Below are 17,025 nucleotides of genomic sequence, written 5' to 3'. Positions count from 1 at the left end.
CTTAACTGACTGGCATTACAACTAAGTGAGCTCTTTTTTATTATCTATATCTTGCTATCAATGGAGTTATCTAGGAATCAGACCTGATTAACCAAAGATAAAGCTGTATAGGAAGCCTGCACCCATCGCCATGCTTAGGATAACGAATAGGAATGCTGCAATCATTTGGTTCTTGAAGATTGATTTAAGCAGGATAACTTCTGTCAAACTTGCACCTGCACTACCAATGATCAATGCCATTACCGAACCTAGCGCCATACCTTTTTGTACCAGAGCTGCACTTAATGGGATTACCGCTTCAGCACGAATGTACAATGGGATACCAATCACAGCTGCTACTGGAATCGCATACCACATACCTTCGCCAGCATACTGTGCAATTAGGTCTGTAGGAATGAAGCCGTAGATAAATGAACCAATCGCAATACCCATCATTAGGTAAGGGAAAACTTGTTTGAAGTCTTTCCAAGTTGAGAACCAAATTCTCATCCAACGGCTAGGCTCTTTCTTCTCTACGATTTCAGCAGTTGCGCTTCCATCTGCTGAACAGCATGAAACGGTCACTTGTGGCTCTTCTTTTTTCGAATCACTGCAAGATGTTTCTTTTGCCATTACTGGTGCAGGTTCACCACATGCACTTGTACCACATGAAGACGCTGCCTTCGCTGGCGCTGCTTTCTTAGGAGCAGAATCACCACAGCTAGTGCCACAGCTTGAAGCAGAACCTGTCGATTCATACGCTTCAGGTTTTACGTAACGCTCAAAGCCAAGCTTCTCAAGTGCGTAACCTGCGACTACCGATACTGTCATTGCGACTAAGAAGTAGAACACAGCGACTTGCCAACCAAACGTAATCACGAACAAACCAATGATCACTGGGTTCAATAGTGGGCTACCGAATAGGAACACCATCATTGGCCCAAAACCCGCTCGTGCACGCAGCAACCCTTTAAGGAAAGGAATCGTCGAACATGAACAGAAAGGCGTAATCGCACCTAGTAGCGCTGCAACCACATAACCCTTGCCGTTACGCGAGCTCAGAATCGATTGAATCTTTTCTGGCGTAAGAAACTCTTGCAGAATCCCAACAATGTAGCTGATCGCCAAGAAAAGGATGATTAGCTCTACTGCTAAGAAGGCGAACATATCAAGTGCGTCTTTTAGCATTGTTAACATTTCATTGCTCATAATTAACTCCAAACTGGATTGAAGGCCGGACTCTATGAGAAAAGTAACCAACCCTTAATTTCGAATATTATCGAATTATAGAAATATCTCGTAACAGATCAAGTTTTACTTCGATAAAAATCGAAATAATTTTCAAAAAGTTTATTTTTCAATGATTTAATAAATTACGGTCTTTACATTTGTATTTAGACCACATTTCGACTAATATCGAAATTAAATCTTGAGGAGTTAATATGAACTTAGAAGTCGTAGCGAAAGCACTTAAAGAGTTGGGACACCCTATTCGCCTAACTATTTATAAGAGTGTCGTTAAAGCTGGCTACCAAGGCATTGCAGTCGGCGGCCTACAAGAAGAGCTAGGTATCCCTGGTTCCACCTTGTCTCACCACATTTCAAGCCTAGCGTCTGCAGGCCTCATCAGCCAAAGACGAGAAGGAAGAACCCTATTCTGTGTAGCAGAGTATGAGTGCCTAGAAGGTGTGATTGATTTCTTACAAGACGAGTGTTGCGTAAATGAACAGTGTAACTGATGCACCTTTGAATAGAGCATCTTTGAACTTAGAACAGGTTTGGGCTGAGTATCAGCAAGCGTTAAAGTCATTCTTGCATTCTAAGGTCAACGACACCGCCGATGTAGACGACTTGCTTCAAGAGATCTTGATTAAGACTTATCAGAACTTAGATAAGGTACAAGATGCGAGCAGCGTAAAGTCGTGGCTATTCCAATTAGCCAATCACACGATCATCGACTTATACCGTAAGCACGCTCGACAACAACGTGATAGCCAAATTGATGCTGAAGATCTTTGGTTTACCGATTTAGACCACAATTCTGAGTTCAAGCAGAAGCTTTCATTATGTATTGAACCCTTTATTCAGGCGTTACCAGAACAAAGTTCATCATTACTGCTTGCTGTCGACATCAAAGGCCAAAGCCAGAAAGAGATCGCAGAGGCTCAAAAAATTAGCTACTCAACTGTTAAGTCTCGTGTTCAGAAAAGTCGTGGGGATCTTAAGAACTTATTCGAACAGTGCTGTAACTTGTCACTGGATAAGCAAGGCAATGTGATTGATTGTGAGCTTAAGTCGGACGCTGATTGCGGTAAGTGCTAATAAAAGTACTGATAGTAATTAACTCAAACCCGTTATTTAAATAGAACAAAGCCAGCAATTGATGCTGGCTTTGTTGTTTTCATAATCTGAAAATCACTCTTTGCTTAAACAAATCTAGAGCTTAAGAGAACCTAGTACTTAAGCGAACCGAACTACGCCGCTTCCGCTTTTACGACCGGTTGATAGCGCCCCGGTTTATGGTTCATCGCTAGAATCAAGTTGGTGACTATCGCACCAAGCACAGACAGAAGAACCAATGACACATCAACAATGAACAGAGAAAGCACAACAATCGTGCAGTCTAATGCCATCTGAACCTTACCTGCTCGAATTCCAAAACGTTCTTGTAAGAACAACGCCAGAATGTTGAAGCCACCTAAGCTCATCTTATGACGGAAGATCACCAGCATGCCGGTACCAATCAAGCCACCACCAAGTAAAGCTGCATACAATGCATGAATTTCGGCAATCTGAATCACGTGATACAAGTGATCCACAGCGAACGAAACAATCGAAACCGCGATAAAGGTATTGATGGTGAAGCGCCAGCCCATACGAGCAACCGACAAAATATAGAAAGGTAAGTTAAGTGCGAAGAACACTTGGCCAAAGCTTAGGTCTGTTACTTTGGTAATGAAGATCGCTAGACCAGCCGTGCCTCCGGTGAGCAAACCGACTTGGTTGAAAAAGATAACGCCGAGTGAAACCAGTGCGCTACCTAAGATCAGTGCCAGTAAGTTTTCGCGAAGGTTATGATCTTTATCCATGTGAATGACTCTCCCTGAATCTTTTAACATCGCGTTTCAGTAGTTTTGAAACGATTTATGCCCAAATTTACGATGTTTGACAGATAAGTCGAGTGAATGGCCAATGTTGATTAGTGATTAGTTTGTATATTAGTTTTTACAGTTTTTTGAAATCTTCAATTAAACAGACAGTTACGATCTTGCATTTGGAATTCAATGCTTAATTACATACTTCTATCTATTAACCAGCAAACTTCGAGTTTTCCTATTTATTGGTGACGTTTCGCCCAAATTCTAACGACGCATAAAATCATGCATAGATCTATGCATAAAACGCATAGACTAAATCACAAATGGTCATTTGATACATACCTCACTCGTCATTATGATGCGCGACTTCTTACAACATTGAGCGCATGTAAACACCGTATGTTTTCACAATCTCTTTTTGCCCAACTGGCCAGAATGACACTATTTCTCGTCATTAGTTTGGTCATTGTGCATCACAGTCAGCCATTGATTGATCTTCTAGCTCAACATGCCATAAGCAGTGGATGCCACCAGCAGTCAGCTCATGAGCATTCTGGGCACGAACATCACCATGAGATGACTGACCAACACATGTCAGCGCAAGACCACTCACATCACCACCATTAATTTAAGAGTATTAGAATGAGCATTTTCCGTTTTCCTTTACTGGTATGGCTTGGGATCGGCACACTTATTATCAGTCTAGGGATCAGACAATCATTCGGCATTTTCATGATGCCAATTTCAGATCATTTCGGCACGGGTCGAGAGTTTTTCAGCTTCGCGATTGCGCTACAAAACCTGTTGTTCGGTATGTTCCAACCTTTTGTTGGTATGGCTGCTGACAAATGGGGAGCAAGACGCATCATTATCGCTGGTGCATGTGCTTACGGTTTGGGTTTACTTCTTACCTCAATTTCTACCGAATCGAGTATGCTTTACGTTTCACTAGGCGCACTCGTTGGCCTTGGGTTAAGTGCGACGAGCTATGTGATCGTATTAGGTGCCGTAGCAAAAGTAGTACCTGCAGAGCACGCAGCGAAGGCATTTGGTTTAACCACAGCAGCAGGTTCATTTGGTATGTTCGCGGTAATTCCGGGCGCGCAATACATGTTGAACGAATTTGACTGGCAGAGTGCGATGCAAGTATTTGGCGTACTTTGTTGTTTCATGATCTCTTTTGCGCTGTTTATGCGAGCGCCGAGATCGGCAACCAATAAACAAGTAGAAGACACTCAGACACTAAAAGAAGCACTGTCTGAGGCGTTTGCGAACAAAAGCTACTGGTTAATTCACGCGGGCTTCTTCGTGTGTGGTTTCCACGTAATGTTCATTGCGACGCACCTACCAAGTTACTTAGCAGACAAAAACCTACCGGCGAGCAGCGCAGCAATGGCACTGGCTTACGTTGGCATCTTCAACATCTTCGGGTCTTACTTCTGGGGTGTAATGGGCGATAAGTTCAGCAAACGCCACGTTATGTCCGCACTGTACTTAGTACGTACTGTGGTTATCGGTGCGTTTGTAACTCTACCAGTAACGGAGTCAACGGCTGCTATCTTTGGTGCGGCGATTGGTTTCTGCTGGTTAGGTACAGTTCCGCTAACGTCTGGTTTAGTTCGCCAGATCTTTGGTGCTCGTTACCTGTCGACGTTGTACGGTTTGGTGTTCTTTACTCACCAAGTGGGTAGCTTCTTAGGCGCTTGGGTTGGCGGTCGTATTTACGATTACTACGGTTCTTACGAGCCAATCTGGTGGTCAACCGTAGTACTTGCATTTGCGGCAGCGCTTATCCATTTACCAATCAATGACAAGCCGATTGAGCGACTGAAATTGGCAATGGCTTAACGTTTAACGCTGACTCCCCCCACCAGCGAAAATCGATAAGCAATCCAATAAGAGAGTGGATATTGAAAGGAGCACATCCTGAGATATTCACTCTCTTTTTTATTGGCCGTTGAAATCGAAATTATAATTAGGGGCTGTTGACCTTTCGAGCTGGCTTTTGCAGCACTTTGTGGGAAGTTTATACTAGGCAGAGGGTTTGACGTGTAGCTAGCCTACATAAAAAGCCGATAACGCAGTAGAAATGAACCACAAATGCTGCCCGAAGGGTTCGGCTAAAATCGTTTTATGCATTGTTGAAGAATATTTGCTTAGAATGACTAGGCCACATACTCTTCGCCGCGCCTAAAACGATTTTATCTCGAACAAAATTCAACCACGAAAGTTCAATAGCCCCTAGCGAAACTTGCATAAACCTCACTGAATAATAAGACTATTCCTGCTGTTTTACTTTATAGTATTCGTTCGCTCCTTTAGAACTTATCCGCAGGCTTATGGAATACATAGATCAGACCGCTCTTATCGCGATGGCACTCATTTTTGTCGGCTCGTTTGTGCAAACCGCAATCGGCTTTGGCTTGGCTATTGTGGCTGCCCCGTTATTGTTTTTGGTCTCGCCTGACTATGTACCCGCGCCTATCTGTCTTGTTGGTCTTTTCATTTCTGTATTCAACGCGTTTAAACACCGAGCAAATATCTCTATTGGCGGATTGAAAATCGCACTATTGGGCCGAATTCCGGGCTCATTGGCTGGCGGGACTTTGTTGGTAATGGTATCAACAAGCGTTTTGTCACTGTGGTTAGGCTTATTGGTAGTATTTGCCGTGATTGTTAGCTTACTTCCGTTTAGGTTAGAACCGACGCCTGCCAAAATGGGCATCGCGGGGTTCTTCTCAGGCTTCTTCGGTACCAGTTCAGGCATTGGTGGGCCGCCAATGGCACTACTGCTTCAACACCAAGATGCCAATCAGCTTCGTGGTAACCTTTCTGCGTTTTTTGTGTTTAGTTCTATCATTTCATTACTGGTACAGATCCCGATTGGCTTCTTCACTGTGCACCATTTGATCATCACAATCCCGTTGCTTCCTGCGGCTTGGTTGGGTTACAAAGTGGCGTTATTGACTACGCAAAGCATTCCTAAAGAAAAGATACGTATCGGCTCTTTGTTGCTATGTTTTATCAGCGGCTTTACTGCCATTTGGCAAGGCTTAGCTGGCTAACTCGAAGCAGAAACATCGATAAAACAACAAACACACAGATCCACCACCAAACTATTGAAAGGGCGTTCTATGACATACGATGAGTTCAATACATTCTGTGAATCACAAACCGCCACCAGCTATGTGATGCAGTGGAATAACTCTCACGTTTGGAAAGTGGGAGGGAAAGTGTTTGCCATTGGAGGTTGGGGGCCGAAAGATGAGCCTGCGTTTATCTTCAAAGCGTCCGACCAGAATTTCGATTTTCTCAAAGAAGAACCGGGCTATAAACCCGCGCCCTACTTTGCTTCGCGTGGCATGAAATGGATTCAGCTTTTTGAGAGCACGTCAGAAAGGGATGAGGAGCTGAAATACTACCTCACAGAGTCACACCGAATTGTGTCCTTAGGTTTAACCAAAAAGAAACAAGCAGAACTCGGGCTCAATCAGTAACCAGAATTTCTGCTTGTTAAATATAGATTTATGCACATCTTAAAAACTTAGGCAGCTCTTAAAACCTTAAGACTCTCTTAATAACTGCGGCAATAAAGGTTCTATCTTTTTCGTTGGAATCAGTGGCACCAATAAATAAATTAACCCCGCAAAGGCGATAGACGCCGCTAAATCTTCAGGTCGATGCATACCAAGCCAAACACGGCTATAGGCGACACCACCAGCCCAAACCAACAAACCGCCGACTAGGTAAAAGCGTTTCGCCTCTAGGAACAATCCGCCAAAGAATGCCAAACACACACCGACGAAGATCATGTGTCCAGACGGGAAAGAGTAGTCCGTTTCACCCAACCAATGACGAGTTCTCCAATCGCTGACCTTATCTTGCACAGATTCAATCGCGGCGTTTTTTTCTACCAAAGGCAGCTCATAAAACAGCTCTGGCATTTCAACTACTTCTTGGGTAACCAAATACTCAGTATATGGGCGTGGACTCTCTGTTGATGATTTGAGAAATGTCTTCGCTGCAAAGCTTAATACCAACAAGACACCGAGCTGCAGACAAAGGCTGACTAACTTTGCTTTTGAGAACTTTAGCGTCAACACCAATAAAGAAAGTACCGCGAGTGTGATTAGGAAGCCCTGATTACCCGCAGAGTAAGTCACAAATGTCATCACAGCACCATAGAAAGGCAGAACTGCACTTCCAAGGTCGAAATGAGATCCAAAGATCAGAAAGGGAACGAGAGAATACAGACTTAGAACGAGCAGTAATAAGCCTTTGGATTTGTTAGAGAACAGAGAAGTCATGGCTAAGATCTTTTAGATAAAGTGGTCGGATGCTATCGCAGCTTAGCATCGTCAATATCAATTTTATGTAAAAACGGTCAGTAAGACGTCATGACGTAACATTATTCGGCTATTGGAGATTATTGCCATTGATTCGGTGAACAATGATTTGATCATCAATAACCTTTGCCATCCACTTATACGCATACCGACAGTAAAACCGACCAAAGACCAGCTGTACCGCACTAAACACAACGGTATTGTGTTCTGCTGATAAAGTGAACACTCACCGGGTTAACAGGCCAAAATCTGAAAAACTTTGCTGTCAGTCCTTTAAATCCACTATTGAAAGGATTACCATCTGGTCTGCTTTCAAAGCAAAACAGATTATTAATTTTTATTCTCAGGGCGGGGCGAAATTCCCCACCGGCGGTATGTCCTTAGCAAAATCTAAAGATAAGCCCGCGAGCGCTCGATTCGTCGAGGTCAGCAGATCTGGTGAGATGCCAGAGCCGACGGTTATAGTCCGGATGAGAGAGAATGGAAACACACTCGTTTAAGTTGGAAAGGCGTACTCATTTATTGGGTTCATGCCTCCAACTCGAAAGGGTGCATTTCGTTTTGGATAAAACCATAATGAGCTAAGGTCGACTTATAATGAGTCGGCTTTGTCGTGCTCGGTTGAGATCCCTCATGCAGCCCTGATTCTGGTGATATTTTAGGAGTTTAACCATGAATCAGTCTTCACTACTTGCCGAATTTGGCGAACCAATCACTCGCGTTGAAAACGCACTGCAAGCCCTACGCGAAGGTCGTGGCGTACTTTTACTTGACGATGAAGATCGCGAGAACGAAGGCGACATCATCTACTCAGTAGAACACCTAACCAATGCTCAAATGGCACTTATGATCCGTGAATGCAGCGGCATCGTGTGCTTGTGTCTAACTGACGAGCAAGCAAACCAACTTGAACTTCCACCTATGGTTGTTGATAACAACAGCACAAACCAAACTGCGTTTACTGTCACTATCGAAGCAAAAGTTGGCGTAACAACAGGCGTTTCTGCCGCTGACCGTGTAACAACGATCAAAACAGCTGCAAACCCAACAGCTAAGCCTACTGACCTAGCTCGCCCTGGCCACGTATTCCCACTGCGTGCTCGCAAAGGTGGTGTACTTGCTCGCCGCGGTCACACAGAAGGTACTGTGGATCTGATGCAAATGGCTGGTCTTCAATCAGCAGGTGTACTGTGTGAAGTCACCAACCCAAACGGCACAATGGCAAAAGCGCCAGAGATCGTTGCTTTCGGTAAACTGCACAACATGCCAGTACTGACCATTGAAGATATGGTGATGTACCGCAACGAGTTCGACCTTAAGCTTGCATAACGTTTAGCCCTCAATGCTGAACACTTAGCAGTTAAGGTAACTACACTGCGAAATGAACACTGAAAGGCCTCACTCTTACTGCTTTTTATAGTAAAAGCATATAAGGGGTGAGGCCTTTCTAATTTCTGCAGCTTGAAACAAGCCAGAGGTGGATCGTCAAAGTGTCTCTACTTATCGAAACCTCCCCAACCTAATCGTTAGAAAAGCGTAACCTCTCAAAAAATCCTGCAAAATATGAGAAACATTCACCCGAATGGTGAAGTCATGCACCATGATTGATCATCCATGATTAAAGTAAAAACATAAATCAATGAAATATAACACTTATTTATTTTGGCACGGTGTCTGCACTACCACTAAGTAGGTATACAAATGTTAGGAGTTGAATATGTTTGTAGTTATTTCAGTGGGTTTATCCCTATTAGTACTTGCAGCCCTGTTTCATTTCTCAAGGAAGAGACAAACTGCGTTATCACACAGGTTTGAAACCTTAGTTCTACTTAGAGAGCTATTGTTGTTATCACGTAAACATCGCGCTGCAACGCATTACGCTCTGGCGTATAAATTGTCTAGCGACTCGATTCGTAAAGTGAACGAGATTTACGACAACATACTTGAGGTCTCTGAATTGCTTCAATCTCATGTTTCGTTTGATAGTCGCCCTATGTATCGCATCTATCACCTTAAGCTCATTGCCATGCACAGCGACTGGCAAAACCGCAGCTTGGTGCGTAACCAATCGATTCATGGCAAAACAATTCGCCACAGCATGTTCTTGATGGATGAAGTGATGATCATCTGGCTGATCCAGTCTGAGCGAGAAGACATGAGTAGTGAATACCACATGAATTGGCAACAGATCTTAGACTGCATGGAGATCTTGACCAAGCTGAGAATGTGCATACCTGATATGGAGAAGCCTGAGGAGTATGCGAGATTCAAATTCTACGCATCTCAGACACACCGTAAACTCAACCAATTATCGATTATCTGCCCTATCAGCAGTGGGTCACCCATTTGTACACGTGCGATGCATGCACTTACCGAGATCGCATCAAGCACTGAAGCGATCCAACCAGTAGATAGCATGTACGAATTAACCAGTGATATCTCTAGCGTCGTGTCCCAAGTATACGACCAAGTATTATCCGACATTACGAGAAGCTTGTATCAGCCTTTACCAGACATCAACGAAAAGGTGATAAATACTCGATTATCCGTACATCATTACATGTAAAGACTTCGTGAGAGGAGAGCGTGCTGGAACTCTTAATTATTGAGTTCAAATCCGATATCACCATTGATATCGGATTTTTGTATTTATGGGCTTTTAAATTTCTATCGCTATGTATCATTGCCTATGAAGTTTCAAACATCACCAGACTTGATATCGCTAGCCCAAGCTTGTGCCGCAAAATCAATGAACTGACGAACAATCGGAAGCTGGTAACTGCGAGATAGATACACCGCCCAAAGAACGCTGCTTGGCGAAACAAAATCATCCAATATGCGTATCAATTTGCCATTAGCGATCAGTGGATTGGCTAAGTCACAAGGTAAACGAACCACCCCTTTTCCGTGCTGTGCGGCGCGAGTTAGCACCCCAACATCGTTAGCCTTAATGGTGCCAGACACCTCAACCGAATAGTGCTGGTTATCCTTAACAAAATCCCACTTAGAAACATTCAAGTGACGAAAACAATTGTGTTGTCGAAGCGCCTCGACCGTTTCAGGTTCACCATGTTTGTCTAAGTAGGCTTGCGAGGCACACACTACTGAATCAATTACCATTAGCTTTCGTGCAATCAAACTATCGTCAGGTTGATCCGTATAGCGAAGTGCAATATCGATCCTTTCATCCACTAGCTGGGTAAAACGGTCTGAGGCAAACAGTTCGACCGTGATATTAGGGTGGCGGTCGGTGAACTGTTCGACCACATCCAACAACATGTGCTGAGTTAAACCAATGGGGGCAGCAATTCGAATGGTTCCGGAAAGATCATCGGTTTGATTGAGTGAAGTAACTTCTAGCTCAGCGGTCTCATGGAGGATTTTCTCACAGCGCTGCAGAGCGATTTCCCCTGCCGCCGTCAAGCTCACCTTTCGAGTCGTCCTATGTAATAGCCTCTGCTTCAACCACCCTTCTATCTCTTGAACATGACGTGAAACCTGCAACCGACTCATGTCCAAATGCTCAGCCGCTTGGGTGAAGCTGGCACAATTCGCAACTTCGACAAAGCTACGCATTGCCGTCAACCTATCCATCACACTCTCCTTGAGCTGTTTAGCAGCTAATCGAATCTTATTAGATCAATATATAGATACAATCTACATCATTTTTCGATATTTATCGCAACCTAGTGAGCTATTAGACTGCAATGGCTGTCGAGAAAACGACTCAATAAATTAGATAATTGGAGAGACATTATGAAAATTGCAGTATTAGGCGCATCAGGCTGGATTGGTAGTCACATCGCTCAAGAAGCTCAATCTCGTGGTCACGACGTAGTTGCTGTTGTAAGAGATGCAGACCGCGTGGAAACCAAGGGCATTGAAGTTCGTTCATTTGATTTACAAGATGAAGCCGCTAGTCTAGCAAACGCACTATCCGGCGTTGATGCAGTAATTACTTCGATTGGCGGACGTACTCTGGGTAATCACGAAATCGTAAAAAATACTGCGGCTAAATTGCTGGCAACATTACCGAGCATTGGTATCGAGCGCCTACTTTGGGTTGGTGGTGCAGGCTCACTAGAAGTGGCGCCAAACGTACCGCTAGTGACCGTTCCGGACTTCCCTGCGGATTATAAAAATGAAGCGCTAGCACAGGGTGAAGCTCTTGAAGTGTTCAAGCAATCGAACAGCGAAGTGAACTGGACGTTTGTTAGCCCTGCAGCAGAAATATTCCCGGGTGAGAAACTATCGACCTACCGTACTGGTGGCGACCAGCTGCTCACCGACGAAGATGGCAACAGCAAAATTTCAGTCAGCGATTACGCTATCGCGATGATTGATGAGCTCGAAGCTGGCAAGTTCCCGCGCCAACGTATTGGTGTCGCTTACTAGTCAATTCATATAAAAACTAAAAAAGCCGCTTGTTCAAAACAATGCGGCTTTCTCATATTTATATTGAGCATTCCTTTAATCCAATGGCAAGTGACCCGTTTTCACTAGGATAACCGTCTCTTCTTCCACATAAGGGAAATGCTCGCTCATGTGAGGGCTACGCATCCAAGTATGTTTCGGGTACACGCCGTGTTCATCTTTGAAAGTGCCCGACAACACAAAGATCTCTTCTCCACCAAAGTGACGGTGCGGCTGAAAACGTTCGCCAACAGGCCACTTCACTAAAGCGACATGTTCGTGCTCGAACTCATGCAGTGGCATGACTTGTAAGCCACCAATGCCCGGAAGCCACTCCGTTTCTAGCGTATTGATTCGAACTTGAGTTAAGTCTCTCGCGTCAAACTGGTTGAGCTTAACCAAGATCGTGCAGCCATCTTTACTCGATGGAGAATGCGCACTGCCCGGGGGATTACGGATATAAGTGCCCGCAGGGAAATCTCCAGTTTCATCAGAAAATACACCCTCTAATACGAAGATCTCTTCTCCTTGCGGATGTGGGTGTTCGGAGAATGAAGATTGAGGGTCGTATTTCACCACGCTAGTCGTGTGACCTGATTCTTTCTCTTCTCTTTCTAGGGGCTTACGCCACACTCCTTTGGCAGGGCTTGCAACCCAATCTAGTTTATCGGTTTCGATAACCAATCTCTTTGAAAAGTCCATGTTAAGCATAATGACGACCTTACTCTAAATATTGTTTTAATTATGATTGTCTTTCTAGCTTCTATTCTACGCGAATACTCATCAAGGAGGCCATCTCGCTACTATTTTGCCTGCGCGACAGCCACCTAAAAAGAATCCTGATTAATTGCGGCCAGCGATCACGCCACCATCAACATCCCAGATTGCGCCCGTTACCCAATCTGCACTGTCTGACAGTAAGAAAGAGATGCTGTTTGCGATGTCTTTCGGTTGACCCACTCGACCAATAGGATGGAATGCGTTGAAGCCTTCTAGCGCTTGATCTACTTCTTCCGGCTTAATGAATGATTCGTAGATCGGCGTTTTAACTACTGCTGGAGACACTGCATTCACACGAATATTGTGGTCCGCAAGTTCCATTGCCATGTGTTGCGTTAAAGCGTGTAGTCCTGCCTTTGCCATTGAATACGCAGAAGATGGGGTTGCTTTGATCGCTTGCTTCGCCCACATAGAACCGACATTTACCACGTTTCCGCCACCGTTTTTGATCATCAACTTGCTGACAGCTTGAGTGATAAAGAAGGTTGCTTTGTTAAGTTGCATGTATTGCTCGTAATCTGACTCTTGGTGCTCAATAAACGCTTTTGGGTTGAAGTAGCCAGCGGCATTAACAAGGTAACCAATACCCTCTTCAAGTGACTCTAGATGCGCAATAAGATTCGACACACTTGCATCATCATAAAGATTAGCTTGCCAGCCAGTAGCGTGGCCTAGTGATTGAAGTTCTGATACTGCTTTATCTAACTTAGTTGGGTTATTGCCGACAACTAGCACATGGATATTTTGAGCGACTAACTGCTTCGCTGTTTCAAAGCCCATACCACTTGTGCCACCGATTACTACTGCAATACCATTTTTAGTGAAGTTCATTTTGTTATCTCCTAAGTCATGTGAACGTGGTAATCTTAGGCTTTGAACTAACACTATGAATAGTAAGTACAAATCGGTTAGGTAGGTACTTATTGGTACATCTTTATGAAAAATCAGGAAAACTTTTTTTCAAGAAAATCAGCGCCAGAGCGTTCCGCTCGCATGGTAGAGACCATCTACGGTTGTAAATGGTCGCTCACGGTTTACCAATTATTGGCAAATGGCATCAATCGTCCCGGTGAAATGGTACGCTCGGTCGAAGGGTTATCGACCAAGGTCTTGAATGAATGTTTAAAGCGAAATGTAGAGTTTGGGATTTTAGATAAGCAAATGTTCAACGAACTGCCACCAAGAGTGGAATACCAAGTGACACCCTTTGGTGAGAAGTTCTTACTGATTCTGGATCAACTAGAAAGCCTACAAAACGAAATCGACGAGATGTAAGCTCAAGCCGGTCACACTATTAGCAAAATACAGAAAGCACGATTAGCTCACTGGCATTTGTTCAAAGCGACTTTTCACAAAATCAATAAAGGTTCTAATCCGGCTTGGTTGATAGCGGTCTCGATGGTAGATCGCTGAAAAGTCGACCTTAGGCACCACCCATTCTTCAAATACTTGAAGCAACTGCCCGTCGTTCAGTTCTTGTAAGCAATAGATGGTTGGCACACGAATAATTCCGTTGCCCGACTTCGCGCCTTGTACCAACACTCGACCATTTTTACATTGCAGCCTGCCCGTCACATGCACATCGACCGTTTTCTTAGTGTCGTCCAGAGCTTGAAAGCTCCACTTACGCACCGAGCCGGTTAAGCAATCATGATGGATAAGGTCTTTGGGGTGACTAGGCTTTCCTTTGCGAGCAAAATACTCTGGACTCGCGAGTGTTCCCATCTCGATGTCTAATAGCTTTCTTGCGATAAAGCCCGCGTCTTCTATGCTTCCCATGCGAAAAGCGATATCGAACGCGTCTTCAATCAAGTCAACTCGGTTACTACTGAAATCAAGGCTTATGCTGATATCTGGATAAAGCTGCATGAACTCATTGACCAGATCCGCAATGACTACTTCACCAAGATAACCGCCTACACAGTTTACTTTTATGTCACCACGTACTTCTTCAACATCGTCCACAGCAGCAATCAGAGCTTGGTCTATATTATCTAAGGCTTGTTCGCATCTCGCGTACAGATCTTGCCCTGCGTGCGTCAATCTCAAGGTTCGAGTAGTGCGGATAAACAACGTCACGCCCATCTGCTTTTCTAGGCTACTCACTTGGCGTGATACGTGGGAGCGCGACACATCAAGCTCCTCCGCTGCTTTAGTGAAGTTACCTAAACGAGCGATAAGCACGAAAGAACGAATATCAGACAGGTTAATTTGATTGAGCATGGTCGCCAGCTTAGTTGTGAGATTTTAAGATGATGAAGTAATAGAGAGCACATGCTCATTGTTGCACCACAGCAACAGTGTTTCAAGTAAAGCGCTATATATCAACAATGCTATTTTCCTTAATATACCTCCATCGCAACGAAGCAAGACAACAAGCACTTGATTCGAATGCACTTAAACAACACGTCGTAGCCAACCGACGCAATAAAAGTACAGAGGAAATAAAATGAAAAAACTAATCGTAATTACAGGTGCAAGCTCTGGTATTGGTGAAGCAATCGCTCGTCGTCTAAGCGATGAAGGTCACCCTCTGCTACTTTTAGCTCGTCGTGTTGACCGCCTTGAAGCACTGAACCTACCAAACTCTCTATCAGTAAAAGTAGACGTGACAGACAAAGCGTCTTTTGATGCAGCAATCGCACAAGGTGAAGCGAAATTTGGCCCTGTAGACGCGCTTATCAACAACGCTGGTGCAATGCTTCTTGGTCAAATCGATACTCAAGATGCTCAAGAGTGGAAGACAATGTTCGACGTGAACGTCATTGGTCTTCTAAACGGCATGCAGTCTGTACTTGCTCCGATGATGGAACGCAACACAGGTACTATCATCAACATCAGCTCAATTGCGGGTAAGAAAACTTTCCCAAGCCACGCAGCTTACTGTGGTACTAAGTTCGCGGTACACGCTATTTCTGAAAACGTTCGTGAAGAAGTTGCTGCTTCAAATGTTCGTGTTACGACTATCGCACCGGGTGCTGTAGAGACTGAGCTTCTGTCTCACACAACATCTCAAGAGATCAAAGACGGTTACGATTCTTGGAAAGAAGACATGGGCGGCGTATTGGCAGCTGACGATATTGCTCGCGCGGTATCATTCGCTTACCAACAACCACAGAACGTATGTATCCGTGAAATTGCTCTGGCACCAACTAAGCAGCAGCCATAGGCCTTTGCTATCGCTACTAAATCGGCGATGAAATAAGCAATGAACTAAAAAAGCGCCACTACTTAACAAGTCGTAGCGCTTTTGTTTTAGTGGTAACTATAATTGCAATCGCCACATCAATTTTTACTCATACGTGATTTACTTACGTTCATCGTGAGGTTGTCGATGAAAAGAAAAAAGCGCCCAAGCTGGCTGGTGCTTGAGCGCCTTTTGTAAACTGAATATGTGGATTAGAAGTTGTAACCACCACCAACCATGAATACCCATGGGTCGATATCAACGTCTGTTTTGAACTGTTGACCATTAAACTTATATTTTGCTGTAGTACCAATATCTGCATACCAAACTGATGCGTTCAGGAACCAGTCTTCATTAATCATGTAGTCCATACCAATGTTTGCCGCTAAGCCCCAAGAATCATCAAGAGATAAGTCACTTAAGCCTAGATCTTTCGCTCCTTGGTTTAGTGACTCATCGAAAAATACAGTGTAGTTGATACCCGCACCTACGTAAGGACGGAAATCACTGTTCGCTTGACCAAAGTAGTACTGAACCATAAACGTTGGTGGTAGGTGTTTAGTCTCTGCTATGTCTCCGAGGCCAGTAGCTGAAATGTTATGAGAGAAAGGGCTAGCTGCCAATACTTCAAAACTGATGTTGTCGGTAAACATGTAACCGAAGGTCAAACCAAGTTGAGTATTAGAATCGACACCGAATTTAACTCCAGCTGTATCAAGAACGTCACCGCTGCTGTCGTTTGGAGATACTGTTGCTGCACCTGCACGGATGATGAAATCACCTTCTTTATGAGCAAGAACATTGGTTGACATAAGAGCCGCAATAACCGCAATACCACATACTGTTTTTTTCATTATAATTTCCTTTTGAGGGCTTCATATTATTGGTGAATGAGTAATCATTTCTTATTTTGCGTGCAAGGTAACACACAATAACCCTACTTTATTGATGGAAATCAATTTGTGAAAAGTTATGATTATTTATGTAAATTTATATCGACCTGATCACTTTATTCCTTCATTTTATTGACAGTTTTGTAATGCGACTTTTCCGTGCATCATTTTGTTAATCCAACCCAGTCACTTTGCTCAGATATCTTTGGATCAAAATAGAGCAAGCCAACATCCCGTACGCATCAATTTAGTGCAATCCAACAAGAAATATCCCCTCCTTGTTTAATATTCAATGAGTTACATTTGGCTTAGTGCTTGCAAGTCTATGT

The 17,025-nt window shown here is 44.0% G+C and carries 19 protein-coding genes and 1 riboswitch; of the genes, 11 read left to right on the top strand and 8 right to left on the bottom strand.

What is annotated here, in order from left to right; translation table 11 throughout:
* Window positions 1-87: 87 nt before the first annotated feature.
* Complete coding sequence (locus tag BCV39_RS01195) at window positions 88-1,188, bottom strand: permease (RefSeq protein WP_102431865.1); 1,101 nt, start codon at window positions 1,186-1,188, stop codon at window positions 88-90.
* 233 nt (window positions 1,189-1,421) lie between these two features.
* On the opposite strand from BCV39_RS01195, the gene BCV39_RS01190 reads away from it, so the two are divergent.
* Complete coding sequence (locus BCV39_RS01190) at window positions 1,422-1,718, top strand: metalloregulator ArsR/SmtB family transcription factor (protein WP_004733042.1); 297 nt, start codon at window positions 1,422-1,424, stop codon at window positions 1,716-1,718.
* Entirely contained in the window at window positions 1,702-2,301 is a 600-nt protein-coding gene (gene sigZ, locus BCV39_RS01185) for an RNA polymerase sigma factor SigZ (RefSeq protein WP_102432027.1), read from the top strand. Before BCV39_RS01190 ends, sigZ begins: the two co-directional genes overlap by 17 nt.
* A 152-nt stretch (window positions 2,302-2,453) precedes the next feature.
* Here the strand turns inward: sigZ and BCV39_RS01180 are convergent, their stop codons facing one another.
* Window positions 2,454-3,068 (bottom strand): YitT family protein, encoded by a 615-nt coding sequence (locus BCV39_RS01180; protein WP_017065874.1) that lies wholly within the window; start codon window positions 3,066-3,068, stop codon window positions 2,454-2,456.
* A 408-nt stretch (window positions 3,069-3,476) separates the two neighbouring features.
* Here BCV39_RS01180 and BCV39_RS23305 point away from each other — a divergent pair, with 408 nt between their 5' ends.
* The 4 genes from BCV39_RS23305 (at window position 3,477) to BCV39_RS01160 (ending at window position 6,574) form a co-directional block, all read left to right on the top strand.
* Window positions 3,477-3,704: a hypothetical protein gene (locus BCV39_RS23305; RefSeq protein WP_240699548.1), complete on the top strand. Its 228-nt coding sequence runs from the start codon at window positions 3,477-3,479 to the stop codon at window positions 3,702-3,704.
* Between the two features lie 15 nt (window positions 3,705-3,719).
* The gene (locus tag BCV39_RS01175) at window positions 3,720-4,925 is read left to right on the top strand and encodes an MFS transporter (protein WP_102432026.1); all 1,206 of its coding nucleotides are present in this window, start codon (window positions 3,720-3,722) and stop codon (window positions 4,923-4,925) included.
* Window positions 4,926-5,416: 491 nt separating this feature from the next.
* Complete coding sequence (locus BCV39_RS01165) at window positions 5,417-6,142, top strand: sulfite exporter TauE/SafE family protein (protein ID WP_198591307.1); 726 nt, start codon at window positions 5,417-5,419, stop codon at window positions 6,140-6,142.
* Between the two features lie 69 nt (window positions 6,143-6,211).
* A complete protein-coding gene (locus BCV39_RS01160) occupies window positions 6,212-6,574 on the top strand; it encodes an MmcQ/YjbR family DNA-binding protein (protein ID WP_048659032.1) in 363 nt (120 codons plus the stop codon).
* Window positions 6,575-6,640: 66 nt separating this feature from the next.
* Here BCV39_RS01160 and BCV39_RS01155 read toward each other — a convergent pair whose 3' ends face one another.
* Entirely contained in the window at window positions 6,641-7,384 is a 744-nt protein-coding gene (locus BCV39_RS01155; protein WP_102432025.1) for a phosphatase PAP2 family protein, read from the bottom strand.
* Window positions 7,385-7,758: 374 nt separating this feature from the next.
* Window positions 7,759-7,909, top strand: a riboswitch (FMN riboswitch).
* 186 nt (window positions 7,910-8,095) lie between these two features.
* Between BCV39_RS01155 and ribB the strand changes: the two genes are divergently transcribed.
* Both ribB and BCV39_RS01145 read left to right on the top strand, forming a co-directional pair.
* A complete protein-coding gene (gene ribB / locus BCV39_RS01150) occupies window positions 8,096-8,752 on the top strand; it encodes a 3,4-dihydroxy-2-butanone-4-phosphate synthase (RefSeq protein ID WP_102432024.1) in 657 nt (218 codons plus the stop codon).
* A 388-nt stretch (window positions 8,753-9,140) separates the two neighbouring features.
* A complete protein-coding gene (locus tag BCV39_RS01145) occupies window positions 9,141-9,989 on the top strand; it encodes a hypothetical protein (protein WP_102432023.1) in 849 nt (282 codons plus the stop codon).
* A gap of 131 nt (window positions 9,990-10,120) precedes the next feature.
* On the opposite strand, the gene BCV39_RS01140 is transcribed toward BCV39_RS01145, so the two are convergent.
* The gene (locus BCV39_RS01140) at window positions 10,121-11,017 is read right to left on the bottom strand and encodes a LysR family transcriptional regulator (RefSeq protein ID WP_048663766.1); all 897 of its coding nucleotides are present in this window, start codon (window positions 11,015-11,017) and stop codon (window positions 10,121-10,123) included.
* Window positions 11,018-11,179: 162 nt separating this feature from the next.
* Here BCV39_RS01140 and BCV39_RS01135 point away from each other — a divergent pair, with 162 nt between their 5' ends.
* Window positions 11,180-11,818, top strand: a complete 639-nt coding sequence (locus tag BCV39_RS01135) for an NAD(P)-dependent oxidoreductase (RefSeq protein ID WP_102432022.1) — start codon at window positions 11,180-11,182, stop codon at window positions 11,816-11,818.
* Window positions 11,819-11,893: 75 nt separating this feature from the next.
* Here the strand turns inward: BCV39_RS01135 and BCV39_RS01130 are convergent, their stop codons facing one another.
* Together BCV39_RS01130 and BCV39_RS01125 are read right to left on the bottom strand one after the other, a co-directional pair.
* Window positions 11,894-12,547, bottom strand: coding sequence for a cupin domain-containing protein (locus BCV39_RS01130; RefSeq protein WP_057623834.1), 654 nt, complete (start codon window positions 12,545-12,547; stop codon window positions 11,894-11,896).
* Window positions 12,548-12,679: 132 nt separating this feature from the next.
* On the bottom strand, window positions 12,680-13,447 hold the full coding sequence (locus BCV39_RS01125) for an SDR family oxidoreductase (protein WP_048659026.1): 768 nt from the start codon (window positions 13,445-13,447) through the stop codon (window positions 12,680-12,682).
* A gap of 105 nt (window positions 13,448-13,552) precedes the next feature.
* On the opposite strand from BCV39_RS01125, the gene BCV39_RS01120 reads away from it, so the two are divergent.
* On the top strand, window positions 13,553-13,891 hold the full coding sequence (locus tag BCV39_RS01120) for a helix-turn-helix domain-containing protein (RefSeq protein WP_004741127.1): 339 nt from the start codon (window positions 13,553-13,555) through the stop codon (window positions 13,889-13,891).
* Between the two features lie 42 nt (window positions 13,892-13,933).
* Here the strand turns inward: BCV39_RS01120 and BCV39_RS01115 are convergent, their stop codons facing one another.
* On the bottom strand, window positions 13,934-14,839 hold the full coding sequence (locus BCV39_RS01115) for a LysR family transcriptional regulator (RefSeq protein WP_102432021.1): 906 nt from the start codon (window positions 14,837-14,839) through the stop codon (window positions 13,934-13,936).
* A gap of 226 nt (window positions 14,840-15,065) precedes the next feature.
* Between BCV39_RS01115 and BCV39_RS01110 the strand changes: the two genes are divergently transcribed.
* Complete coding sequence (locus BCV39_RS01110; RefSeq protein ID WP_010433036.1) at window positions 15,066-15,785, top strand: SDR family oxidoreductase; 720 nt, start codon at window positions 15,066-15,068, stop codon at window positions 15,783-15,785.
* A gap of 230 nt (window positions 15,786-16,015) precedes the next feature.
* Here the strand turns inward: BCV39_RS01110 and ompW are convergent, their stop codons facing one another.
* A complete protein-coding gene (ompW, locus tag BCV39_RS01105; protein WP_102432020.1) occupies window positions 16,016-16,657 on the bottom strand; it encodes an outer membrane protein OmpW in 642 nt (213 codons plus the stop codon).
* Window positions 16,658-17,025 lie beyond the last annotated feature (368 nt).

It is taken from the genome of Vibrio sp. 10N.286.55.E10, from assembly GCF_002872555.1.
GTDB lineage: Bacteria > Pseudomonadota > Gammaproteobacteria > Enterobacterales > Vibrionaceae > Vibrio > Vibrio crassostreae.
Note: the sequence above shows the minus strand (reverse complement) of the source record. Positions and strands in the feature narration are given on the sequence as shown.